The 18,978-nt window shown below is 69.8% G+C and carries 16 protein-coding genes and 1 pseudogene; 9 read left to right on the forward strand and 8 right to left on the reverse strand.

Annotated elements, in window-relative coordinates; all coding sequences use genetic code 11:
- Positions 1-360: 360 nt before the first annotated feature.
- Together ACLQ24_RS00410 and ACLQ24_RS00415 are read right to left on the reverse strand one after the other, a co-directional pair.
- Complete coding sequence (locus tag ACLQ24_RS00410; RefSeq protein WP_425888371.1) at positions 361-555, reverse strand: DUF397 domain-containing protein; 195 nt, start codon at positions 553-555, stop codon at positions 361-363.
- A complete protein-coding gene (locus ACLQ24_RS00415) occupies positions 552-1,439 on the reverse strand; it encodes a helix-turn-helix domain-containing protein (protein ID WP_425888372.1) in 888 nt (295 codons plus the stop codon). The genes ACLQ24_RS00410 and ACLQ24_RS00415 overlap by 4 nt, the downstream gene beginning before the upstream one ends.
- A gap of 373 nt (positions 1,440-1,812) precedes the next feature.
- Here ACLQ24_RS00415 and ACLQ24_RS00420 point away from each other — a divergent pair, with 373 nt between their 5' ends.
- Genes ACLQ24_RS00420 through ACLQ24_RS00430 form a run of 3 tightly spaced genes read left to right on the forward strand, consistent with a single transcriptional unit; the run spans position 1,813 to position 3,690 of the window.
- Positions 1,813-2,334 carry a hypothetical protein gene (locus ACLQ24_RS00420; protein WP_425888373.1) on the forward strand — a complete coding sequence of 174 codons (522 nt, stop codon included), beginning with the start codon at positions 1,813-1,815 and terminating at the stop codon, positions 2,332-2,334.
- Positions 2,312-2,956, forward strand: coding sequence for a hypothetical protein (locus ACLQ24_RS00425; RefSeq protein WP_425888375.1), 645 nt, complete (start codon positions 2,312-2,314; stop codon positions 2,954-2,956). Before ACLQ24_RS00420 ends, ACLQ24_RS00425 begins: the two co-directional genes overlap by 23 nt.
- Positions 2,953-3,690, forward strand: coding sequence for a hypothetical protein (locus ACLQ24_RS00430; protein WP_425888376.1), 738 nt, complete (start codon positions 2,953-2,955; stop codon positions 3,688-3,690). Before ACLQ24_RS00425 ends, ACLQ24_RS00430 begins: the two co-directional genes overlap by 4 nt.
- Before the next feature lie 663 nt (positions 3,691-4,353).
- Here ACLQ24_RS00430 and ACLQ24_RS00435 read toward each other — a convergent pair.
- The 5 genes and pseudogenes from ACLQ24_RS00435 to ACLQ24_RS00455 form a co-directional block, all read right to left on the reverse strand.
- Positions 4,354-4,614 (reverse strand): annotated as a pseudogene (locus ACLQ24_RS00435) (transposase); the annotation flags it as partial.
- 658 nt (positions 4,615-5,272) lie between these two features.
- Positions 5,273-5,881, reverse strand: a complete 609-nt coding sequence (locus tag ACLQ24_RS00440; RefSeq protein WP_425888378.1) for an N-acetyltransferase — start codon at positions 5,879-5,881, stop codon at positions 5,273-5,275.
- Positions 5,882-5,951: 70 nt separating this feature from the next.
- Complete coding sequence (locus ACLQ24_RS00445) at positions 5,952-6,635, reverse strand: GOLPH3/VPS74 family protein (protein WP_425888379.1); 684 nt, start codon at positions 6,633-6,635, stop codon at positions 5,952-5,954.
- A 12-nt stretch (positions 6,636-6,647) separates the two neighbouring features.
- The gene (locus tag ACLQ24_RS00450; RefSeq protein ID WP_425888381.1) at positions 6,648-7,661 is read right to left on the reverse strand and encodes an acetamidase/formamidase family protein; all 1,014 of its coding nucleotides are present in this window, start codon (positions 7,659-7,661) and stop codon (positions 6,648-6,650) included.
- Positions 7,658-9,064, reverse strand: coding sequence for an APC family permease (locus ACLQ24_RS00455; RefSeq protein WP_425888382.1), 1,407 nt, complete (start codon positions 9,062-9,064; stop codon positions 7,658-7,660). Before ACLQ24_RS00455 ends, ACLQ24_RS00450 begins: the two co-directional genes overlap by 4 nt.
- Before the next feature lie 915 nt (positions 9,065-9,979).
- Between ACLQ24_RS00455 and ACLQ24_RS00460 the strand changes: the two genes are divergently transcribed.
- From ACLQ24_RS00460 to ACLQ24_RS00480, 5 genes are all read left to right on the forward strand, one after another.
- Entirely contained in the window at positions 9,980-10,153 is a 174-nt protein-coding gene (locus ACLQ24_RS00460) for an FxLD family lanthipeptide (RefSeq protein WP_425888384.1), read from the forward strand.
- Positions 10,154-10,276: 123 nt separating this feature from the next.
- Complete coding sequence (locus ACLQ24_RS00465; RefSeq protein WP_425888385.1) at positions 10,277-13,468, forward strand: lantibiotic dehydratase; 3,192 nt, start codon at positions 10,277-10,279, stop codon at positions 13,466-13,468.
- A complete protein-coding gene (locus tag ACLQ24_RS00470) occupies positions 13,465-14,742 on the forward strand; it encodes a lanthionine synthetase C family protein (protein ID WP_425888386.1) in 1,278 nt (425 codons plus the stop codon). Before ACLQ24_RS00465 ends, ACLQ24_RS00470 begins: the two co-directional genes overlap by 4 nt.
- Positions 14,743-14,774: 32 nt before the next feature.
- Positions 14,775-16,865, forward strand: coding sequence for a methyltransferase, FxLD system (fxlM, locus tag ACLQ24_RS00475; RefSeq protein ID WP_425888387.1), 2,091 nt, complete (start codon positions 14,775-14,777; stop codon positions 16,863-16,865).
- 3 nt (positions 16,866-16,868) lie between these two features.
- The gene (locus tag ACLQ24_RS00480) at positions 16,869-17,975 is read left to right on the forward strand and encodes a hypothetical protein (RefSeq protein WP_425888389.1); all 1,107 of its coding nucleotides are present in this window, start codon (positions 16,869-16,871) and stop codon (positions 17,973-17,975) included.
- A gap of 7 nt (positions 17,976-17,982) precedes the next feature.
- Here ACLQ24_RS00480 and ACLQ24_RS00485 read toward each other — a convergent pair whose 3' ends face one another.
- Positions 17,983-18,291 carry a transposase gene (locus ACLQ24_RS00485; protein ID WP_425888391.1) on the reverse strand — a complete coding sequence of 103 codons (309 nt, stop codon included), beginning with the start codon at positions 18,289-18,291 and terminating at the stop codon, positions 17,983-17,985.
- A 163-nt stretch (positions 18,292-18,454) separates the two neighbouring features.
- Here ACLQ24_RS00485 and ACLQ24_RS00490 point away from each other — a divergent pair, with 163 nt between their 5' ends.
- Positions 18,455-18,877 (forward strand): ISL3 family transposase, encoded by a 423-nt coding sequence (locus ACLQ24_RS00490; protein ID WP_425888393.1) that lies wholly within the window; start codon positions 18,455-18,457, stop codon positions 18,875-18,877.
- Positions 18,878-18,978 lie beyond the last annotated feature (101 nt).

The following is an 18,978-nucleotide window of genomic DNA, read 5'->3' on the forward strand; positions in this document are numbered from 1 at the left end:
ACCAGCGGTGGACGAGGCGGCGACGCTACGGTGTGCGCCGATCCGGCCGCCGGGGCTTCTCGAAGAATTGCGTAGGCGGCGGCCAGGAAGCGCGTCGTAGCCGGTCTAGGCCCGCGCGCGGCCGCGTGCAGTGCAGATGCCAGCCACGGAGGTGCCCGACGCGTCTCAGCCGAGCTGTCGTGCTGTTCCGGTGAGGGCGGACGAAAGCTGGCGACCGGCAGCGCCGGACGCGGTCGTACCAGTGCAATCCGCGTCCGGCGTCGTTCGGGGCCTTGTCGCTCCCAACTAAGCCGAGATGCTGCAGAGGTCGCACTCCGCGTCACCCGGCATCGCGCTTGCACCTGCTCGGTGTGCCGAGCCTTAACGGTTGAACGCCCCGGACTGCACGCCACCGACGAAGGCGTTCCACGCGGTGGGGTGGAACGCCAAGACCGGGCCGTTGATGTCTTTCGAGTCGCGTACGCCGGTGGTGCCGTCGTTGGCGTTGGCGACCTCGACGCAGTTGCCGTCGTCGCTGCGGGTGGACTTACGCCATCCTGTGAATTGCGTGGTCATGCGGGAGCTCCTTCGATGGGTGACATGTCCTGCGCCGCGGCGCGGAGCAGCTGAATGCTGAGGTCAGGTGCAAGCGAGGCGGCCTTCAGCCGGCTGTGCAGGCTCAGATAAGGCTGAATTTCATCTGAATCGGTGTAGATCACATCATTCGTGAGGGTGTCGACTGCTACGGCCAGGGAACTCGGCGTGTGGCGGTAGCGGTAGATCGAGTACGCCGACCTGTATGCGCTGTGGCCCTTCATGGGAACGTCGATCGGCAGCACCCGGACGGTCACGGTGGGGTGCGTCGCGCAGACGTTGATGATGTGCCGGAGTTGCTCCGCGACGATGTGCGATTCGGCGGCGCGCCGCCGAATCGCGATCTCGTCGAGTACGACCTCGTACTGGGGCCCGTCGGGGGCGAGCAGTAGTTGCTGACGTTGAGTCCTGGCGGCGACCGCAGCAGCGGGGTCGAAGGTCTCAGCGTGACGGGCAGGTTCGCTCCGTAGCCGAGCGTCGGCGAACGCGGCCGTTTGGAGCAGTCCGGGAATCAGCGCCAGGGCGTACTCGGTGATGGTTCTGGCACCGCTTTCCAGGTCGGCATAGGTGGCCTGCCGGACGCCCATCCGTTGTGCGTCGGCCATCCACCACCCGCGCGCCCACCCATCGGCCGCCGCGTCCATGATCGCCGTGCGGCGGTTCACGCCGACGGCCAGGTAGTCACAGATCGCGCTGACCATGTCGATGTCGGGGCCGACGCGCCCGTTCTCCAGGGCGCTGAGCTGTTGTCTCGGGAATCCGACCGCGCGTGCGAGCGGTTCAGCTGAGATGCCGTGCTCGTCGCGTAGGCGCCTGATCTCGCGTCCTAGCCATTGCCGGCGAACGTACGGACTTGGGCGGGTCACCGGAAGCCTCCAGCGATCTGTGTCTACCCGGTCGACGATCGCCGGCCGGGTGCGCCGAATATAACCCCGCAAGTCCCCGAAATGATCTTGAGCGTGTTTGTGGTCCGCTGTAAATGTCCAGCTCAGAGGCTGGTCGGACCGAAGGTCGGTACGCAAGGTCGGACCAAAGGTCGGTATTCCCAGCCGCCGGCCGCTCCGTGATCGTTGAGGTGCAACGCGCCAACCAGCGGCGGGCCCACTCGCCGCCGGTGGACACGACACACCCATGTGGGCAACTCAGGCACCGGGTCGGGTCAGTGACTGAGTCGGACCGTCTTCCCGGCGAGCGCCCCTTCAGGGACGTGATGATTCTCAATCAGGACAGGAGCGGGCCATGCCGACACGGACGCCTCCGGTCGCCGCGTGGACTCCGGCGTTCGTCGTCGACGCCGTGGCGACCGCGTTCGAGCGCGCCACCGAACTCGGTTTCCTGCGGGCGATGGCCGAGGCGGCCCGCAAGCACGGTGTGTCAGCGGCGACGATCGAGGAGTGGGTGGCGCGAGCCCGCGCGGTGCAGACCGCCCCCGTGCCGCCAGGGCTGCTTGCCTGCCATCACTGCGCCAAGCCGATGATCCTGGTGCAACTCCCGGAATCCCCTCAGGTCTACCTCTGCATGCCCGCCTGCGGCCGGCTCCCAGTACAGGCGGCGGCGATTGGCGATGCCGTCGCCAAGACGATGTTGAACCGCGCCCCGCACCTCGTGCCGCCGGGTAAGACCCACGCCGCTGCCGCCTACGCCCCGGGCGCGATCCGACGCATCGAGGTCGGCGCGACGGCCGGCGACCTACACATCACCTGGCGATCGGACCTCCCGACAGCTCGTTGGGCCGCGAATGTCCATCGCCCAGCGAATTGACTACGCCCGCAGTCGCATCAACCGCGGCGACCGTGCCCGTGCCGTGGACGTCCTGCGCACCGGCCTGCTGCACGTCAATCCCACCGACGACAACACTGCCCTGGACGCTGCTACCGCCACAGCCGCCGCCCTGCTCGCCGAACTCACCCTCACCGACGGTGACCCCGCCGCCGCGCTGCCCTGTGCCGCCTGGGCGTACCGATCCCTACAACATCTGCTCGGAGCGAGGTTCCCGGAAACGCGCTTCGCCCTCAAGGTCCTCGCCGCCGCCCACCGCCGCGCCGGCAACCTCACCGAAGCCGCGAACCACTACAGCGACCTCGTCCGGCACCACACCACCGCCGAAGGCCCCCGAGCGCTGCCCACCCTCGCCGCCCAGGCCACCCTCGCCCTCGTCCTGCACCAAGGCGGGCACTGCGCCCAAGCCTGCCAACTTCTCGCTCGCACCGCCGCCACCCACCGCGCCGTCTACCCACGCCACCCCGACGGCACCCGCATGCATCACGAGCTCACTCGCATGCGCGCATCCTGCCTCGACCAAGGTCACGGCCACCCGCAGGAACCGACGGGGCACCGTGCGACCTCCCAACCACAAACAGCCGATAGGAGACCACCGGCATGACCGACGACACCACTCACACGGCACCCAGCGCCCCCGCCGACCCGACACCCGAATCGGCATGGCGCACCGCAGCAGTCGCGGCACTCGGCCGGCTGCTGACCGACCAGCTGAACCGGATCGGCGTCACCACCGGGCAACGAGTCCTCGACCTCACGGGCGCCGCAGACCTCGCACACCTGTCCCAACTGGTCGGTCCGAGCGGAGAGATCGTCACCATCGACGCCGCCAACGGGGCCCACCTACCACATGAGCTCGCCAGCTACGACGTCGTCCTCGCCCACCGCCAACCGGACCAGATCGACGCCCTCGGACCCATCACGACCCTGCTTCGCCCCAACGGATGGCTCATCCTCGCCGCCATCACCCCCATCCCGCCGGTCATCTACACCGCCGCGCCAGGCGCCACCGCCGTCATCGATACCGTCGTCCGGACGATCAACGCCCTCATCCCCTCCCCGGCAGGACCGGCCGCGACCGACGACACCATCGGGCTACTCCTCACCCTGGGGATGGACCAGGCGTGCGTCACCACCTACGCCGAGACCAGCCGCGGCGGCGGCCCCAGCTGCACCCTCTACCGCGAGCGGGCCCGGCACCTGCGCGATCAGCTGACCGCCAGCACCGGCCTCACCACCGCCCAACTCGACCGGTTCGACCGATTCATGAACGACCCCGACGTCCTCCTGCGTCTGCAGCACAGCGTCGCGCTCCACGCCCGCCTGGCCTCCCTCTAGCCGGCCGATCCCAGCAATCGCTGCCCCTTGCACCTCAAGGTGTGCCCCGCCCCAGCCGCCAAGGCGGTGTCGACGGTGGCGGCCGACCCGAACCAGCGCAGGTCGCCGGCGCGCCCGTCGCGCCGGCACCGCCAGGCACACCAGGAGGCAGCGATGTCGATGCCGATCCTCTCGGGCTCCCGCGCCGCCGACATCGATCGGGAGCCCTACCATGTCGGTGTGTCAGGCGAGTCGGCGACACCGCACTCCACCCGGGTCCGGCGGCGCAAAAGGCCAATGCGACTGCCGCGCGTTCCAACTCGCGACAACGTGTACGGCGCGGCGCCATAGAGCAGGGACCGGCGGGCCGGCACTGCGCCGAGCCGATGTATCGGCCAGTGCCCGCGACCATCGCGTTCATTGCCGTTCAGTGACGCTCCGGCTGCGCGCCATCGCTGGCCCAGCCCGACGCGACGTTGGCCACCGCTCCCTTTGCCATCCCCGCGCAGCCCCGGCCTCCGTGGTCGCACACCTTCAGCTAGGAGCGCGGGTCGGTAACGAAATCCCGGTCGGGGCGGTGTGGGGGCTGGCTCAGGTCCGGTGGTTTGGTTGGGGGCGTTGCGTGCCGGTGGTGGCGGTTGTTGGGGCTGGCGTGTGCTGGGTGGGGGCGTCGCGGTGTGTGGGTCAGGCTGGTGGGGCCAGGGCGTGTAGGCCGCGGTGTCCGAAGATTTTGCGGAGGTTGTGGCAGGCGGCCAGCAGCCGCCACTCGCCACGGGCCCCGTCCTTGCCGCGTAGCAGTAGCTTCCGACCGTCCTGGCGGGTCATGATCTGGCCGAAGACGGGCTCGACGATGGCTTTGCGGCGGGCGTAGGCGACCTGGCCGGGTTTGGTGCGTAGTCGGCGGGCCATGCGCTGCTTGACGGTGGCGTCGTTCGGGATTCGTCCGCCCTCAGTCGCAATTGCTTGGCTTCCATCTGCCAATGGATGGTCGTGTGGCTGGATCCGGCTGGGCTAGACATCAACTCACCGAGGGCCGGGTAAGGGACTGGGACGCCAGGTGAGAGCGATTTCCCGTGGGGCAGCGCCGACGGTGACGCGGGCGAGGACATGGTGAGCGTAGGTGGCCGCGAGCCGTGGGGGCGTCGGCGCACTGCTGGTCGGGAGAATCCGCGGGACGTGCCACAGAATCGCCCGGCCGATGGCCTCGGCGATAGCCGCCGCGTGGAGAAGTCGCGGTCGGCAACTCGGCTGGCACTGGTAACCAGGAACGGTCTCGTCCAGTTCAACAAGGCTCATGGACTCGCGGCAGAACCGACAGCGAAGCAGGTCCGCAGCGAGGCCTGCCTCGGGAGCAATCCCGCCGGCTACCGGCCTGCGGCGGTAGCCCAAGGACGGGCTGTCCGCCTTGCTCACCCACTTTTGGACGAGACGCGGGTCGAGGTCGAGCTCACGCGCGACGCCGACGATCGCACCGTGCGCCTTGACACTGCGGGCATAAGCGACGCGACGGACGACGGCGTGGATGAAGTCCGCCGGGTATCTGCGAGGAGCTTCCCGGTCAGTCGACGGGTCGCGGCTTGGCGCGGCTGCGAGGGCTGCGTAGCTAGGCATGCTGGTCCTGTCGCACGTGACGAACGCTGCTCGTCGAGGGCGCGTTCATGGGCCAGTCGTCGTCGCGACGTAAGGGGTTGCGGCGCATGGGGTGCAGGGTTGGCCCATCGGGCAGGGTGATCGCCGACCGAGTCATGTAGCCGAACCGGCCGAGCAAGCCGGCCGCGCCCGCGCTGGCAACAGCCCAGGAGGGCAGCTCGACGCGGTCAATGCGGCCGCAGTGGTGGGTCAGCAACTCGTTGCCGCGCCCGGTTCGCTGGTGAGTAGGGGCGACCACCAGGAACGCGAGGTGATAGTGCGGCTCGCTGGGCTGCTTCAGAGCGACCTGCGACTCGAGCAAGTCGAAGCGGTCGGTGTCGGAGCCGGCAGCGTCGGTAAGTCGGATGCGGTAGCTAGTCGGAGGTGGAATGGGTCGGTAGCGATGGAATCCGACCGTGGCGGCAGTGTGGTCGTCCGCCAGGTGAACGTCGCCGAAGAACATGGCGTGCTCCACCCAGATCGCCGCGACGCCAGCGAGCACCTGCTGGCGCCGGCGCCCGTCTGGAACGAGCCACGCGCCGAGTGGGTCGGCGTGGAGGGCGTCGGCGATCAGCCCGACCACTAAAGGCTGGTCGGTCCATTGGGCTGCGCGGATACGCACGATGGTCTCCCTCGGGTGGGTGTTGTCGGGGTCAGCGGTATGTGGCGGTGGCGAGGTCACCGACCGCGGCGTCGACGGCGGCGGTGATGTCGCGTACCGGCCGGTGGTGGTGGTCGGCAATGGTCTTCAGGCGGGTGGTGAGGATCGTGGTGTCTTCGTTGAGGTAGAGGTGGGTGGCGAGGCCGAGGACGGCGACGAGTCCGGCGAGGGCGGCGGTGTGGTTGTCCGGCTGTTGCCGGCCGGCGGCGAGGTAGCGCAGCCGGGCCCGGGCGATGACCGCCCATTTGGTGTCGGTGGCGAGGTACGTGTCGGCGCGGACCAGTCCGCCGAGACGCCGGCGGGCGGTGTGGTGCAGGATTCCGGCGGCGACGAGGCCGGCGCGGGTGCGTTCGTACAGGTCGTCGGCGAAGCCGCGTAGCCATACCTTCAGCGGTGGGGCGGCGCGGGCGTGGTGGATCGACGCGATCGCGGTGTCGGCGATCAGGTCGCCCACGGGGCGGTCGGTGTACGTGCGCAGCCATCGGTCGCCGGCGGGGTGGGTGTCGTCGTTCGGGTCGAGCGTCACCCGCCCGGCCAGGACCAGGTCGATCAGGACCGCGCCGGCCATCCCCAACGCGAGGGCCTGGCGGTGTAGGTGGGGTTGGCCGGTGTCGTCGTCGTGGCCGAGCAGGAACAGGTCGTCGCGCAGCGGCAGTTGGGGGATCGATGCCGTCATCGCCACATACTCCTATCGCGGCCCGGCCGCGGCCTGGCGCAGCCGGGCGTGCACCCCGCCGTATGGGGCGGCCAGGCACGGGAGGAACGCCTTGTCGACCGCGGCCAGGACCGTGTAGTTCGGGTCGCACACGTTCCCGATCGGCGCCCGTCCGGCCTGTGAGACGAGCTGGTAGGCGTCGAGCTCCTCCAGTCCGGTGAGGGTGCTGGTCCAGTTGACGAGGTCGTGGTGGGCGATGCGGTAGGCGTCTTCCAGAGGGCGGGCGCAGCCGATCGACATGATCGACGTGTCGGTCTCCAGCCGCGGCCAAGCCGTCGGGACGTCCTTGATGACTTCGACGATGAGGGTGGTGGTCGTGGCGATCTCCACCCCGACCCCGCAGGCCTCGCCCTCGCCTTGGCGGGCGTGGCCGTCACCGAGGGCGAGCAGCGCCCCGTGCACGTTCACCGGCAGGTAGAGGGTGGTTCCGGCGCGTAGTTCGGGGGTGTCGAGGTTCCCGCCGTGGCTGTCGGGCACGATCGTCGACCGAGCTTCGAACCCGCCGGGGGCGACGCCGATGGTGCCGATCATCGGGTCCAGGGGCAGGTTCACGCTGTGCTCGGTCGCTGTGGCGTGGAAGCGGACCGTGCCGGCCTTCCGGTCGATCTGGTACACCCACACCCGCTCTTGCAGGGGTGGTTGGAGGGTGGCGGTGTGCGAGGTGGAGGTCAGGGCCCCGAAGTGCGGGAACGTCGACGACACGCCCCAGTCCCGCGCGGGGACGATGGAGGCGAGGTGGACGGCGACGGTGTCGCCGGGTTCGGCGTCCTCGACGAAGAACGGCCCCGACACCGGGTTGAGGTAGGGCATCCGGCACACCTGCGACGGCAGGTCCCCGACCCCGCGTACGAGGCCGCCGAAGCAGTCCTCGGTGTGTACCTGCAGGATGTCGCCGGAGCGCAGGTGGGCGACTGGCATCCGGCCGCCGAAGGTGTAGGCCAACTCGTCGCGTGCCGGCCGGTAGACGATCTTCTCCATCGTCGTCACACCCGCTCCACGGCAGGCTGCTGCGGTTGGACGGGTGCCAGACCGGACAGCACCGGCCTGCGGCCGGACAGGTACAGGCCGGCGAGGACGATCACGCCGAGGGCGAACCAGGCCAGGCCGAGGCGTTGGGCGGCGATGTTGGCGTTGACCACCACCCAGGCGAGGATCACGAACCCGATCGCCGGCATGACCAGGTGCGCCCACCAGTTCCCGCTACGCCGCCGGATGAGGTGGTGCACCACGACGGAGACGTGCAGGACCAGGAACGCGACCATCGCCCCGAAGTTGATCAGCGACGACAACAGGGTGATCCCGTCCGCGCGGGCCGCCATGTAGAGGCCGAGGGCGAGGGAGACCAAACCGGTGAGCAGGGTCGCGTTGATCGGCACACTCCGGCGGATCGACACCCTCGCCAGGAAGGCGGGTAGCTGCCGGTCCCGGGCCATCGCGTACAGCAGGCGGGAGGTAGCGACCTGGGCGACCATCGAGTTCGGCAACCCCCACGCGATCGCCGTCGCCACAGCACACAACGTCGCCAACCAGCTGCCGCCGGCGACCTGGGCGGCGTCGTAGAAGGCGGTCCCGTTCGGGTCACCGTCGGTAAGGAGGCCGGCGGGGTTGGGGACGAGCATCGCCGCGAGCCAGGTCTGCGCGATGAACAGCACCCCGGCCAGGACCAGGACGGCGGCCATCGCCCGGCCGATCTGCCGGGCCCCGTCCTTGGTCTCCTCCGCGAGCATGCTGATGCCGTCGAAACCGAGGAACGACAGCACCGCGATCGACACCGCCCCCGCGACGAGGGACCAGGTGAACGTGTCGGCGTTGAAGAAGGCGTCCCAGCTGAACCGCCCCCTTCCCGAGGCGAGGGCCCAGCTGGCGACGGCGAGGAAGATCGCCAGGACGATCAGCTCGCCGATCAGCATCAGCCGGGTAACCGCGGCGGTCATCCGGATGCCGACCGAGTTGACGATCGTGTTGACCGCGACGAAGCCCAGCAGCCATGCCCACACCGGCACCGCGGGCACGGTCGTGTGCATCGCCACCGACGCCACCAGGTACAGCAGGCCGGGTACCAGGACGTAGTCGAGGAGGATCACCCAGCCGGCCAGGAACCCGACCGGCGGGCTGATCCCCCGACCCGCGTAGTTGTAGACGCTGCCGGACATGGGGAACGCCTTCACCATCTGCGCGTACGAGAACGCGGTGAACACCAACGCCACCACACCGACCGCGTACGCCAGGGCCACCATGCCGCCGGAGCCGCCGTACACGCTGCCGAAGATCGCCATCGGCGCGATCGGCACCATGTACACCAAGCCATACGCGATCAAGTCCCGGAACCGCAACTGCCGGCTCAACTCCTGCCGGTAGCCGTAGCGGGACAGCTCACCGTGCTCAAACATCCGCAAATCCCTCCGCTGTTGAGGGGCCCGCATCAGCGCAGGTTGCCAGCCTCCGCTCGACCGCGCGGGACGTCGGACCTCAGGTCCTGGTCGTTGGTCCCGTACGGCTGCGCGTCGAGGTGGGTCCGTGAATCCCTGTGTTGTGGAGGCCCGCGACTTCTCAATTCATCGACGGTTGACTCGTTGCGCATCAACGATCACGCAATTGGCTGCGCCTGGGAATGCCGACCTTTGGTCCGACCTTGCGTACCGACCTTGGGTCAGACCGGGCCTTGACCTGCCATTTTCCGCGGTGGGTCGCGAACCGCGCCAAGACCGCCACAGGGCAGCTTGAGATTGCATGGAGCGGAGCGCCCGGTTGACAGTCGCCGGCGTCCCTGGCTTCAGTGCAGCCACGGGCGTCGCCAGCGACCCGCCCCAGTCGGTACGTTCGCCGCCGAGGGGGGCGGATGCAAGATCCGGCACCGCCGCGACGAGCGCGGAGTCCTAACCGAGCCGCTCACGCGGTTGGTCGCGCCTCGCAGGCTGCGGATCCGCCCGCGCCCGAGACTGCAGGCCACGCCGGTTTCATCGGGCTTGGCTTCAGCGCGACCAACAATCCGACGAGCCACCTGGCAGCGCCTGCACGCGAGGTGCAGGGGGGCGAGGCATCTCTAACCTCTGGCCTCCGCTGTTCGTCGGCCCGCCTACAACGGGCCACCAGCGCTGCCGGCTGGGGGTTCAACGCACTCCCGAGGGCCATCGAAACGATCTTGATGTGCTGTGAGCCCGTAGAGAATGCCCAGCTCAGGCGGCGGTCGGACCAAGGTCGGTACGCAAGGTCGGACCAAAGGTCGGTATTCCTAGCCGCGAACCGATCCGCGATCGTTGAGTCGCAACGAGTCAGGCACCACTACTCACCCAGAGGAGTCGACCATGCTCACCGCACCCCAGCCGCTGGACCTCGCCCCGGCAGGGACCGGCAGCGGCCCGGACATCTCGCCCTTCGCCCTGGACATCACGGTGATCGAGCAGGGCGATCTCGGCGGGCTCGTCCAGCTGACGGACGACAACTGCGGCAGCACCTGCACTGCCTGCACGACCGGCTGACCGTCCTTCCTCCGGGTGCCGGCCAATGGGCACCGACCCGAATGGTGTCTTACGGCCGGCACCCGGCCTCTTTCCCCGGAGCTGCACGTGCGATCCTCAGTCCCCTCGGCCGGGTTTCAGGTAGTGGGCCCTGCGATGGTGCGGGCCTGCGCGCAGCCGCCGATTCCACTGCCTGCCTGGCCGCTCGGCGAAGCGGGCGACCAGGACCAGGCGGTCGCCGGCCAGTCCTGGCTCCGACGGGCGTGGGCGATCACGGCGGTTGCCGAGGCGATCAGTCACGCCAGCCCCGACCTGGCTGGCGCGGTGCGATCGCACTGCGCCGCCGAGTCGGCCGCCTTGGACGTTCGTAAGGTTCAGCGGTCCATGCGTGCGGTGCTGCGGTACGTGCTCCGGATGACCGGACGGCCAACGCCGTTTGGCCTGCTCGCGGGCGTGGCCACTGCCGCCTTCGGGGCCCGACCGGGGGCCGCGTGGGCGGCCTCGCATTATGCGGTGGCAGCGCCCGCCGCCGGTTGGCTCACGGAGGTGATCACCGACCTCGAATGCGATCCTCATGTTCTCGCCGGGGCGCGGGTGGTGATGAACTCGGCGCTGACCATGCGTGGCAACCAGATCGTCGTGGCGCACCAGCCACGAGCCGATCAGCGCGGGACGGTGCCGACGGAGGTCATCATCGCGGTGACGCCGGCGGTGCGGCTGGTGCTTGACGCGGCGCAAACCCCGGTCCCGATCACCGACCTGGCGGCGAAGCTACACGCCGAGTTCCCGGGCTCGCCAAGCGAGCCGATCATGGCGATGCTGTCCGCGCTGGTCGATCGGCGGGCGCTCATCACCGAGCTGCACGCGCCCAGCACGGAACCTGATGCCCTCGGCCACCTCATCCGGGTCCTCGAGGATGCCGCCGGCATCACCACTGCCAGCGCGCCACTGCGGCCCTCCCTCAGCGGCCGCAACCCCCCAGACGATGCCGCCGGCATCACCTCGGCGATGCCCGACACCGACGAGCGCGACAGGCTGGCGACGCTACGCGGGCAGCTCCACGAGGTCGCGCGCCTGGTACGCGAGCACAACAGCAGCCACCCCGGCCGTCAGGCCGCGCTTCGCGAGCAGCTCACCGAGGTGATGTGGCGGGTACACGTGTCGTCGTGTCATCCCCTCGCCCTGGACCTGCGCCTGAATGCCCAGGTGGTCCTGCCGCTGTCGGTGGCTCGGGACGTGGAGCGGGCGGCGGTGTTGTTCGCTCGGCTCAGCGAGTACCCCTTCGGTACCCCGGCGTGGCGGGACTACCACCGTGCCTTTTATGAGCGGTACGGCGTCGGGTCGTTGGTGCCGCTGTTGGATGTCATCGACGCGGACAGCGGCATCGGGTTTCCCGCCGGCTACCCTGGCACGCTCGTCGACCCGCCGCCGGCGAGGCTCAAGGATCGGGACGAACTACTCCTGGCTCTGATTCAGACGGCGGTGCTTGATGGCCGCGACGAGATCGTGCTCGATGACGCGCTGGTCGACCGGCTCGACGCCGGACCGACGCCGACGCGGCTGCCGTCGCACCTCGAGATGGCGGTGCGGGTCAACGCCGGCAGCCCAGAAGAACTACGACAGGGCCGCTACACCCTGGAGGCGGTGCAGATCTCCCGTAACGTCGGCGGGCTGGCCGGCCGGTTCCTCACCGTACTCAAGCCGGAGGACACGGCAGCGCACCTGGCGGCGCTGGCCGCGCTGCCCGGTTCGGACGCGGACACCGCGTCGGTTCAGCTGTCGTTTCCGCCGCTGGATCCGACGACGGCGCATGTGACCCGGGCGCCGCAGGCGTTGCCGATGGTGCTCAGCCTCTCCGAGCACCGACCGGTGGGGGAGCAGGTGCTGACGGTGCGGGATGTCGCTGTCGGCTGTGACGGCCGGCGGCTGTTCCTGGCGGTGCCTCGGCTTGGTCGCCGTATCGAGGTGAGCGCGTTGCACGCACTGAACCTGCGGACGCACACCCCGGGGCTGGCGCGATTCCTGATCGAGCTGACGCGGTCGCAGTGCGCGCAGGTCACCGGTGTCAGTTGGGGAGCCGCGGCGAAGCTGCCCTACCGGCCTCGGCTGCGCTACGGCCGGGTCGTGCTGGCCCCGGCAATGTGGCGGTTGGTCGCGAGTGAACTGCCCGATCGGCACCGCGCTGCAGCAGCCTGGGACATGGAGCTGTACTCGTGGCGGCAGCGGCGGCGGATGCCGGAGCAGGTGCGACTTGTCGTGGACGACAAGAGGCTGCTGCTGAACCTCACTAAGCCCGAGCATCGGGGGTTGCTGCGCCGGCACCTGGAGGTGGCCGGCCACGCGGTGCTCACCGAAGTGGTGGACCCGGCGGGAACGGGCTGGTGCGGCAACCGGCCACACGAGGTGATCATCCCGCTGCAGGCAAGCACGCCCCCGCCGTGGCCGCCGCTTCCCAAGCCCACGGCCGCCCGGTTGCTCCGCCGCGACCACGCCGACGTGCCGGGCACCTCCACGATCCTCTACGCGCAGCTGTTCGGTGACCTCCGCCGCCAAGACCTGATTCTCGCCGAGCACCTGCCGCGACTTCTCGCCGACCTCGGTACGCAACCCGACTGGTGGTTCATCCGCTACCGCGACGCCGACCGCTTCGACCCGCACCTGCGCCTACGCATCCGCTTGCCCCACTCCGAGGACTTCAGTGCGGCCGTCTCGTCGATCAGCAGGTGGGCGGCCTGCCTGCACCGCGATGGGCTACTGCGAGAGGTCCGCTACCCCACCTCGTACTCGGAACCCGGACGGTGGGGCTCCGGGCAAGTCCTGCGCGCGGCCGAGCAGGTGTTCACCGCCGACTCCCACGCCGTGCTCACCCAGCTGCGACAACCCGACCGGCCGCACCGGCAGGCGTTGATCGCCGCGCACTCCGTGGCCATCGCCAGCGCCTACCTCGGTGGCGTCGCCGCCGGCATGCGGTGGCTGATCGAGCACTTCCCCAGCGGGGCGCCCGGCGCGCCGATCGCCCGGCCGGTCTACCGCGAAGCCGTACAGGTCAGCAACCCGGACAACGGTTGGGCCGCGCTGCGCGCCGCGCCCAGTGGGCCCGCAATCCTCGAGGGGTGGCGGGCCCGGGACGGGGCACTCGCGGCCTGGCGTCGGCTGCTGACCGTTGCGGGACCGGACACCGAGGGCATCGACTGCGACGACGCGCTGCGGCACATCCTTCACGGGCACTACATCCGCGCTCACGGCATCGACTTTAATGACGAACCGACCTGCCTGCACCTGGCCCGGGCGGCGGCCCTCGCCTGGTCAGCCCGCCGCCCGGGGGTGCCCGCATGACCGAGGGGCACCTGATGCTGCAGGTGGTCGACGCGGTCGCGCAGCGACTGGCCGATCCGGCCATCTCCCCCGCTCTGGCGGGCGGGCGCAGTTGGTGGCCGCACCATCTCGGCCACGGGGCGCCCGGGATCGTGTTGCTGCACGCCGAGCTCGCCGCCGCGCAGGTCGCCGGGTGGGAGCGGGTGCACCGCTGGCTCACCTACGCCGCACGCACACCGATCACCTCCGGTGCCGACAGCCACCTCAACTACGGTGCACCGGCCCTCGCGGTAGCACTGGCGACGGTCGCCGAACACCTGCCCGGCGCCTACCGGTCGACGCTGGAGGGGTTGGACGCCACGATCGCCGAGGATACCCTGCGCCGGGTCGCCGTCATCACCGAAAGGTTGGAGCCCGGCCGCCGCCCGCTGTTGGCCGACTTCGACGTCGTCCGGGGCGTCACCGGCGTCGGCGCGCACCTGCTGCGCCGCCGACCGGACAGCCCCGCCGTCACGGCGGTGCTGTCCTACCTGGTCCGACTGACGGCACCCGCCACACACGACGGCGTCGAAGTGTCGGGCTGGTGGACGCACGTCGGCCCGCACGGCGACGTCGACGACCGGTATCCCGGCGGGCACGCCAACGTGGGTGTCGCCCACGGCATCGCCGGCCCGCTCACCCTGCTCGCGTTCGCCGCCCGTGCCGGGGTCACTGTTCCCGGCCACATCGAGGCCATCGCCACCATCTGCGCTTGGCTCGACCAGTGGCAGAGCGGCAGCCCCGGCAGGCCGGCGTGGCCCTACTGGATTACTCGGGACGAACACCGCAGCGGCAGGCCGGTCCCGCCAGCGCACCCTCGCCGCCCCTCGTGGTGCTACGGAACTCCAGGCGTGGCTCGCGCACAGCAGTTGGCCGCGCTCGTCCTCGGCGACCCGGCCCGGCAACACCGCGCCGAGGCCGCTCTGCTGCACGCGCTGACCGACCCGGGCCACCGCGCCGCGGTCATCGACCCTGGCCTGTGTCATGGCTGGGCTGGCATGGCGCACCTCGCCGTCCGAGTCGCCGCCGACGCCAGCCCGGACACCGCAGCGGCGCTGCGGGCAACCGCCACCGAACTCCTCGACGCGATCCATCGCCCCGACACCGATCCGCAGGACACCGCTGCCACGCTGCTGGGTCCGGACGGGGGCGGCCCGGGGCTGCTCGACGGCGCCGCCGGCACCGCACTGGCCAGCCTCACCGCCGCCGGAGTCGGCGTCGCCACACGCTGGGACGCCTGCCTGCTCATCACCTGACCCCGCCCCTTCCGCCCTGGGAGACCACCGCCGTGACCGCGTTCACCTGGCACCAGACGACCATCCCCATCGACACCAGCCGGCAGGCCGTCGCGGCGCACGTCGCGCCCGAGCTTGACCGCCTCGTGCGGCTCGGTGCCCTGACGGGCTGGTGGCACATCCGCAAGCACCAGTGGCGGCTGCGCTTCCACACCGACGACGCCGGCTACCGGCAGGTCACCGATCAGCTCGACAAGCTGACCGCCGACGGGCACATCAGCGGCTGGCACCCCGGCATCTACGAGCCGGAGACACTCGCGTTCGGCGGCCCCGACGGCATGACCACCGCCCATCGGCTCTTCCACCTCGACAGCAGCAACCTGCTCGCCGTCGCGCGTACCCGGGCACACACCCCACCGACGCTCGGCCAGCGGGAGATGACCGCCCTGCTGTGCGGCGTCCTGCTGCGCAGCGCAGGCCTCGACCGCTACGAGCAGGCCGACACCTGGTCCAAGGTCGCCGTCGAGCGGCCACTGGCCCACGCCGACCCGGCCCTGCACGACGAGCAGCACCGCGAACCACTGGTACGAGCCATGACGACACTGCTCACCGTCAACCCGGCCAGCCTGTGCACGCCGCCGAACGGTCCACTCGCCGGCTGGCAGCCGTGGATCGCCGCGTTCGAGAAGACAGGACAGGAACTCCTCCCCCTGTCACGAGAGGGCCGACTATCCCGCGGCCTGCGCCAGGTGCTCGCCCACCACATCATCTTCCACGCCAACCGGGCCGGGATCTCCGTGCCCGAGCTGTCCACCATGGCGGCGTTGGCGATGACCGGCGTCCTCGGCTTCGACGCCGTGACGTCGTTCGCCGCCGACCCGCCACCGACTACAAGGGTTGCCCAAGTGACTACTGTCAGCGATCACGACTCCGCTACTCCCGAAGCCCTGCGCGACATCATGACCCAGCGGCTGACTGACGAGAAGGTCATCCGCACACCCGCCGTGCGCGACGCCTTCGCCACCGTCCCCCGGCACCTGTTCGTACCCGGCGTCACCCCGAAGGCCGCCTACATCGACGACGCCGTCTACACCAAGTTCGCCGCCGACGGCACCAAGATCAGCGCCGCGAGCCAGCCCCGCATCGTCGCCATGATGCTCGAACAACTCGACCTGCAACCCGGCCACACCGTCCTGGAAGCCGGCGCCGGCACCGGCTACAACGCAGCCCTCATGGGCCACCTCGTCGGACCCACCGGACACGTCCACACCATCGACGTCGACGCCGACCTCGTCGACGGCGCCACCACCCACCTCGCCGCCGCCGCCGCGAACAACGTCACCGCCATCCTCGCAGACGGTGCCCTCGGACACCCCGACGCCGCCCCCTACGACCGGATCATCGCCACCGTCGGCGTCTGGGACCTCCCCACCCCCTGGCTGGACCAACTCGCCCCCAACGGCCGGATCGTGGTCCCGCTGCGGCTACGCGGCGTCACGTCCCGCTCGATCGCGTTCACCCGCACCCCAGACGGCCTCGTCAGCGTCGACAGCCAACTCGCCGTGTTCATGCCGCTGCGCGGCAGCCTCGACGACGCCCGCCGCATCGTCGCGATCAACGAGCAGCAGGACGTCACCCTCGCCGTCAACAAGGACCAGAACGTCGACAGCGACCAGCTCGCCGGGGTGCTCGACACACCCGCGCACACCGTCTGGACGGGCGTGATCTTCCCACCGATGGTCCCCTACGAATGGATCGAGCTGTGGCTCGCCCTGCGCCTGCCCAACTCGATCATGCGGATGACCACCGAACGCGCCGCCATCGATCGAGGACAGGTCACCCCGATGCACCCCCAGTGGGGCGCCATGGCCACCGTCGAAGGCCCCAGCCTCGCCTACCTCACCCTCCGATCCGCCGAGCCCGTCAACGGGCAGAAACGCTACGAGATCGGCGTCATCGGCCACGGCCCCGACGGCGTCGCCCTGGCCGACAGGACCGCCACCGAGGCAGCACTGTGGGACAGCGAGTACCGGACGCGCGGCGTGCGGATCGAGATCCCCACCGCACCCGGCGAGCACGCGCCCGACAAGGGCCGGTTCGTCATCGGGCGGCCGCAACACCCGGTCACCGTGATCTGGGAATAGACCATGAACGCCGGGCCGACAGCACACCGCTTTCCCCTCGTCGCCCGGTCGCGGCCGTTGTGCACCGGCCTGTCCGCGAGGATCGGCGCCCTCGCCGACCTCGCGGACAGGGCACACCGAGACAACGACCCGACCGCCGCGTCCCGCGTCTACAACCAAGCCGCCCTCATCGCCTCAGACAGCGCCCAACCCGACCTCGCCCGCCACTGGTGCCACCGCCACGCCCGCGCCTGGCTCCACCACGACCACCTCGCCACCATCCCCGCCCGCCACGCCCTCGAACCGCTGGTCAACCTCGCCCGCCTGCACATCCGCGTCGGCGACCACGACGACGGCTTCCAGCTGATCAACGACCTCTACCACGCCGTCGCACACCGCACAGACACCGTCATCGACGGCATCCCGCTACCCGCCGCCGCCCTCACCCCCACCGACGACAGCCACCGCGAACTCGTCCGATGGCTGTGGGGCGTACACCTCGCCGACGGCACCCGCGCGCTGACCAGCGCCGGCCGGTGGAACGAAGCCGAAGCACACCTCCAGCAACACCACGGCATCGGCCACCGCATGCTCGACGGACGCCAAGTCGCCATCATCGCCCGCATCACCCGTAACCAACACACCGCCGCACTACAGATGATCGACCAAACCCACCCCGGCGAGCCCTGGGAAGCAGCTGTCACCGCCTGCCTCACCGCGATGAGCCAGCCCAACGACCCGCCACCACCCGAGCACACCGCCCTGATGACACAGCGCTACCACGACGTGGCCCTCGACCCATCGCAGATCGTCTTCCACACCCGACTTGCCCTTACGATCATCGAGCTGACCGGAGGCATCTCTCGCCCCGACGTAGCAGCCATCGCTCAGCGCGTGGTGCGGGCAGCCGTCAGCACCGCCGACGGATACGCCGCCCGCGACATCCTCACGCACGCCGCATGGGCCCAATCGCTGGAGGCCGAGCCCCGGCGAGCGCTCACCGAGGTGCTCAACGACAGCGGACACAACCACCCGATGCCGGCCCCCCTCATCGAGCATCTGACGGCTACGCTCGGCCGCTGTGAAGCGACGATTCGCCAATGCTGCTACCGCACCGAGATGAACCGGTAGCGGAGGGTCATCGACCCATCTCCTTGGCAAAATAGGCGGCCGCCTTGCGCAGGATCTCCTTCTCGACCTCCAACTCGGCGACCTTCTTCCGCAGCCGGCGAAGCTCCTCGCGTTCGTCGGCGCTCACCGGCTCCTCGCCGTGACTGCGACCGCGTCCGGCGGCGTCGGCGGCCTTAGCGGCGTTGACCCAGTTCCGCAGCGTCTCATGATTGACGCCGAGTTCCTGACCGACCTCACGCAGTGACCGACCCGACGAACGGACCAGATCAACAGCGTCCCTACGGAACTGCTCGGGGTACTTCGATGGACGTGGCACCAGGCCATCCTTCCCCAGACCACTGTCTGGGCTCAGGGTGTCCGGTCCGCAGGGGGAACCTCACCCGTACGCCGCCAGGTGACGGTATCGGGAGGTCCGCGAGCAGGGTTACACCGGCAGCAGCAGCACGGTCAATCTCTACGTTCACCTGCTCAAACGGGGTATGGCCGCCCGGCCCGCACCACGCCCGATCCCGACGCCCCGCCCCACGACAACCCTGCTGACCCACCCCGACCGGCTACCACCCGAGCAGACACGCAACCTGCAAGAGGTCCAAGCGGCATGCCCGCACTTGACCGCCGCTGGCCAGCACGTGCGCACCTTCGCCAAGATGCTGACCAACCTCGCCGGCCACGAGGATTTGTCCGAATGGATCGATAACGTCCCCGCGAACGGCCTGCCCCACCTACGGCGGTTCGCCGACGGACTCCGAACCGACTACGACGCCGTCCTCGCCGGGCTCTCTACGTCCTGGAGTTCCGGGCAGGTCGAAGGCCAGAACACCAGGGCCAAGCTGATCAAACGCCTCGGTTACGGTCGGGCAAACTTCGACCTGCTCCGCAAACGCATCCTGCTCCAGGCGTGAGACACCGTCACAAGATCAGCAACAGAGCCAGATCAGCCGTACTTACCTCTGCACTACAACGAGCACCCCGACACTCGCCGTCAAACAGGGGCTGGTCGAGT

The organism is Micromonospora sp. DT4 (assembly GCF_049841675.1).
In the GTDB taxonomy this organism is placed as follows: Bacteria; Actinomycetota; Actinomycetes; order Mycobacteriales; family Micromonosporaceae; genus Micromonospora.

Coding starts and splice junctions, on each gene's coding strand:
- ACLQ24_RS00430 (WP_425888376.1), top strand. CDS start 2,953: ATGACCGACGACACCACTCACACGGCACCCAGCGCCCCCGCCGACCCG.
- ACLQ24_RS00470 (WP_425888386.1), top strand. CDS start 13,465: ATGACCGAGGGGCACCTGATGCTGCAGGTGGTCGACGCGGTCGCGCAG.
- ACLQ24_RS00460 (WP_425888384.1), top strand. CDS start 9,980: ATGCTCACCGCACCCCAGCCGCTGGACCTCGCCCCGGCAGGGACCGGC.
- ACLQ24_RS00420 (WP_425888373.1), top strand. CDS start 1,813: ATGCCGACACGGACGCCTCCGGTCGCCGCGTGGACTCCGGCGTTCGTC.
- ACLQ24_RS00425 (WP_425888375.1), top strand. CDS start 2,312: ATGTCCATCGCCCAGCGAATTGACTACGCCCGCAGTCGCATCAACCGC.
- ACLQ24_RS00480 (WP_425888389.1), top strand. CDS start 16,869: ATGAACGCCGGGCCGACAGCACACCGCTTTCCCCTCGTCGCCCGGTCG.
- ACLQ24_RS00410 (WP_425888371.1), bottom strand. CDS start 555: ATGACCACGCAATTCACAGGATGGCGTAAGTCCACCCGCAGCGACGAC.
- ACLQ24_RS00445 (WP_425888379.1), bottom strand. CDS start 6,635: ATGACGGCATCGATCCCCCAACTGCCGCTGCGCGACGACCTGTTCCTG.
- ACLQ24_RS00455 (WP_425888382.1), bottom strand. CDS start 9,064: ATGTTTGAGCACGGTGAGCTGTCCCGCTACGGCTACCGGCAGGAGTTG.
- ACLQ24_RS00490 (WP_425888393.1), top strand. CDS start 18,455: ATGGCCGCCCGGCCCGCACCACGCCCGATCCCGACGCCCCGCCCCACG.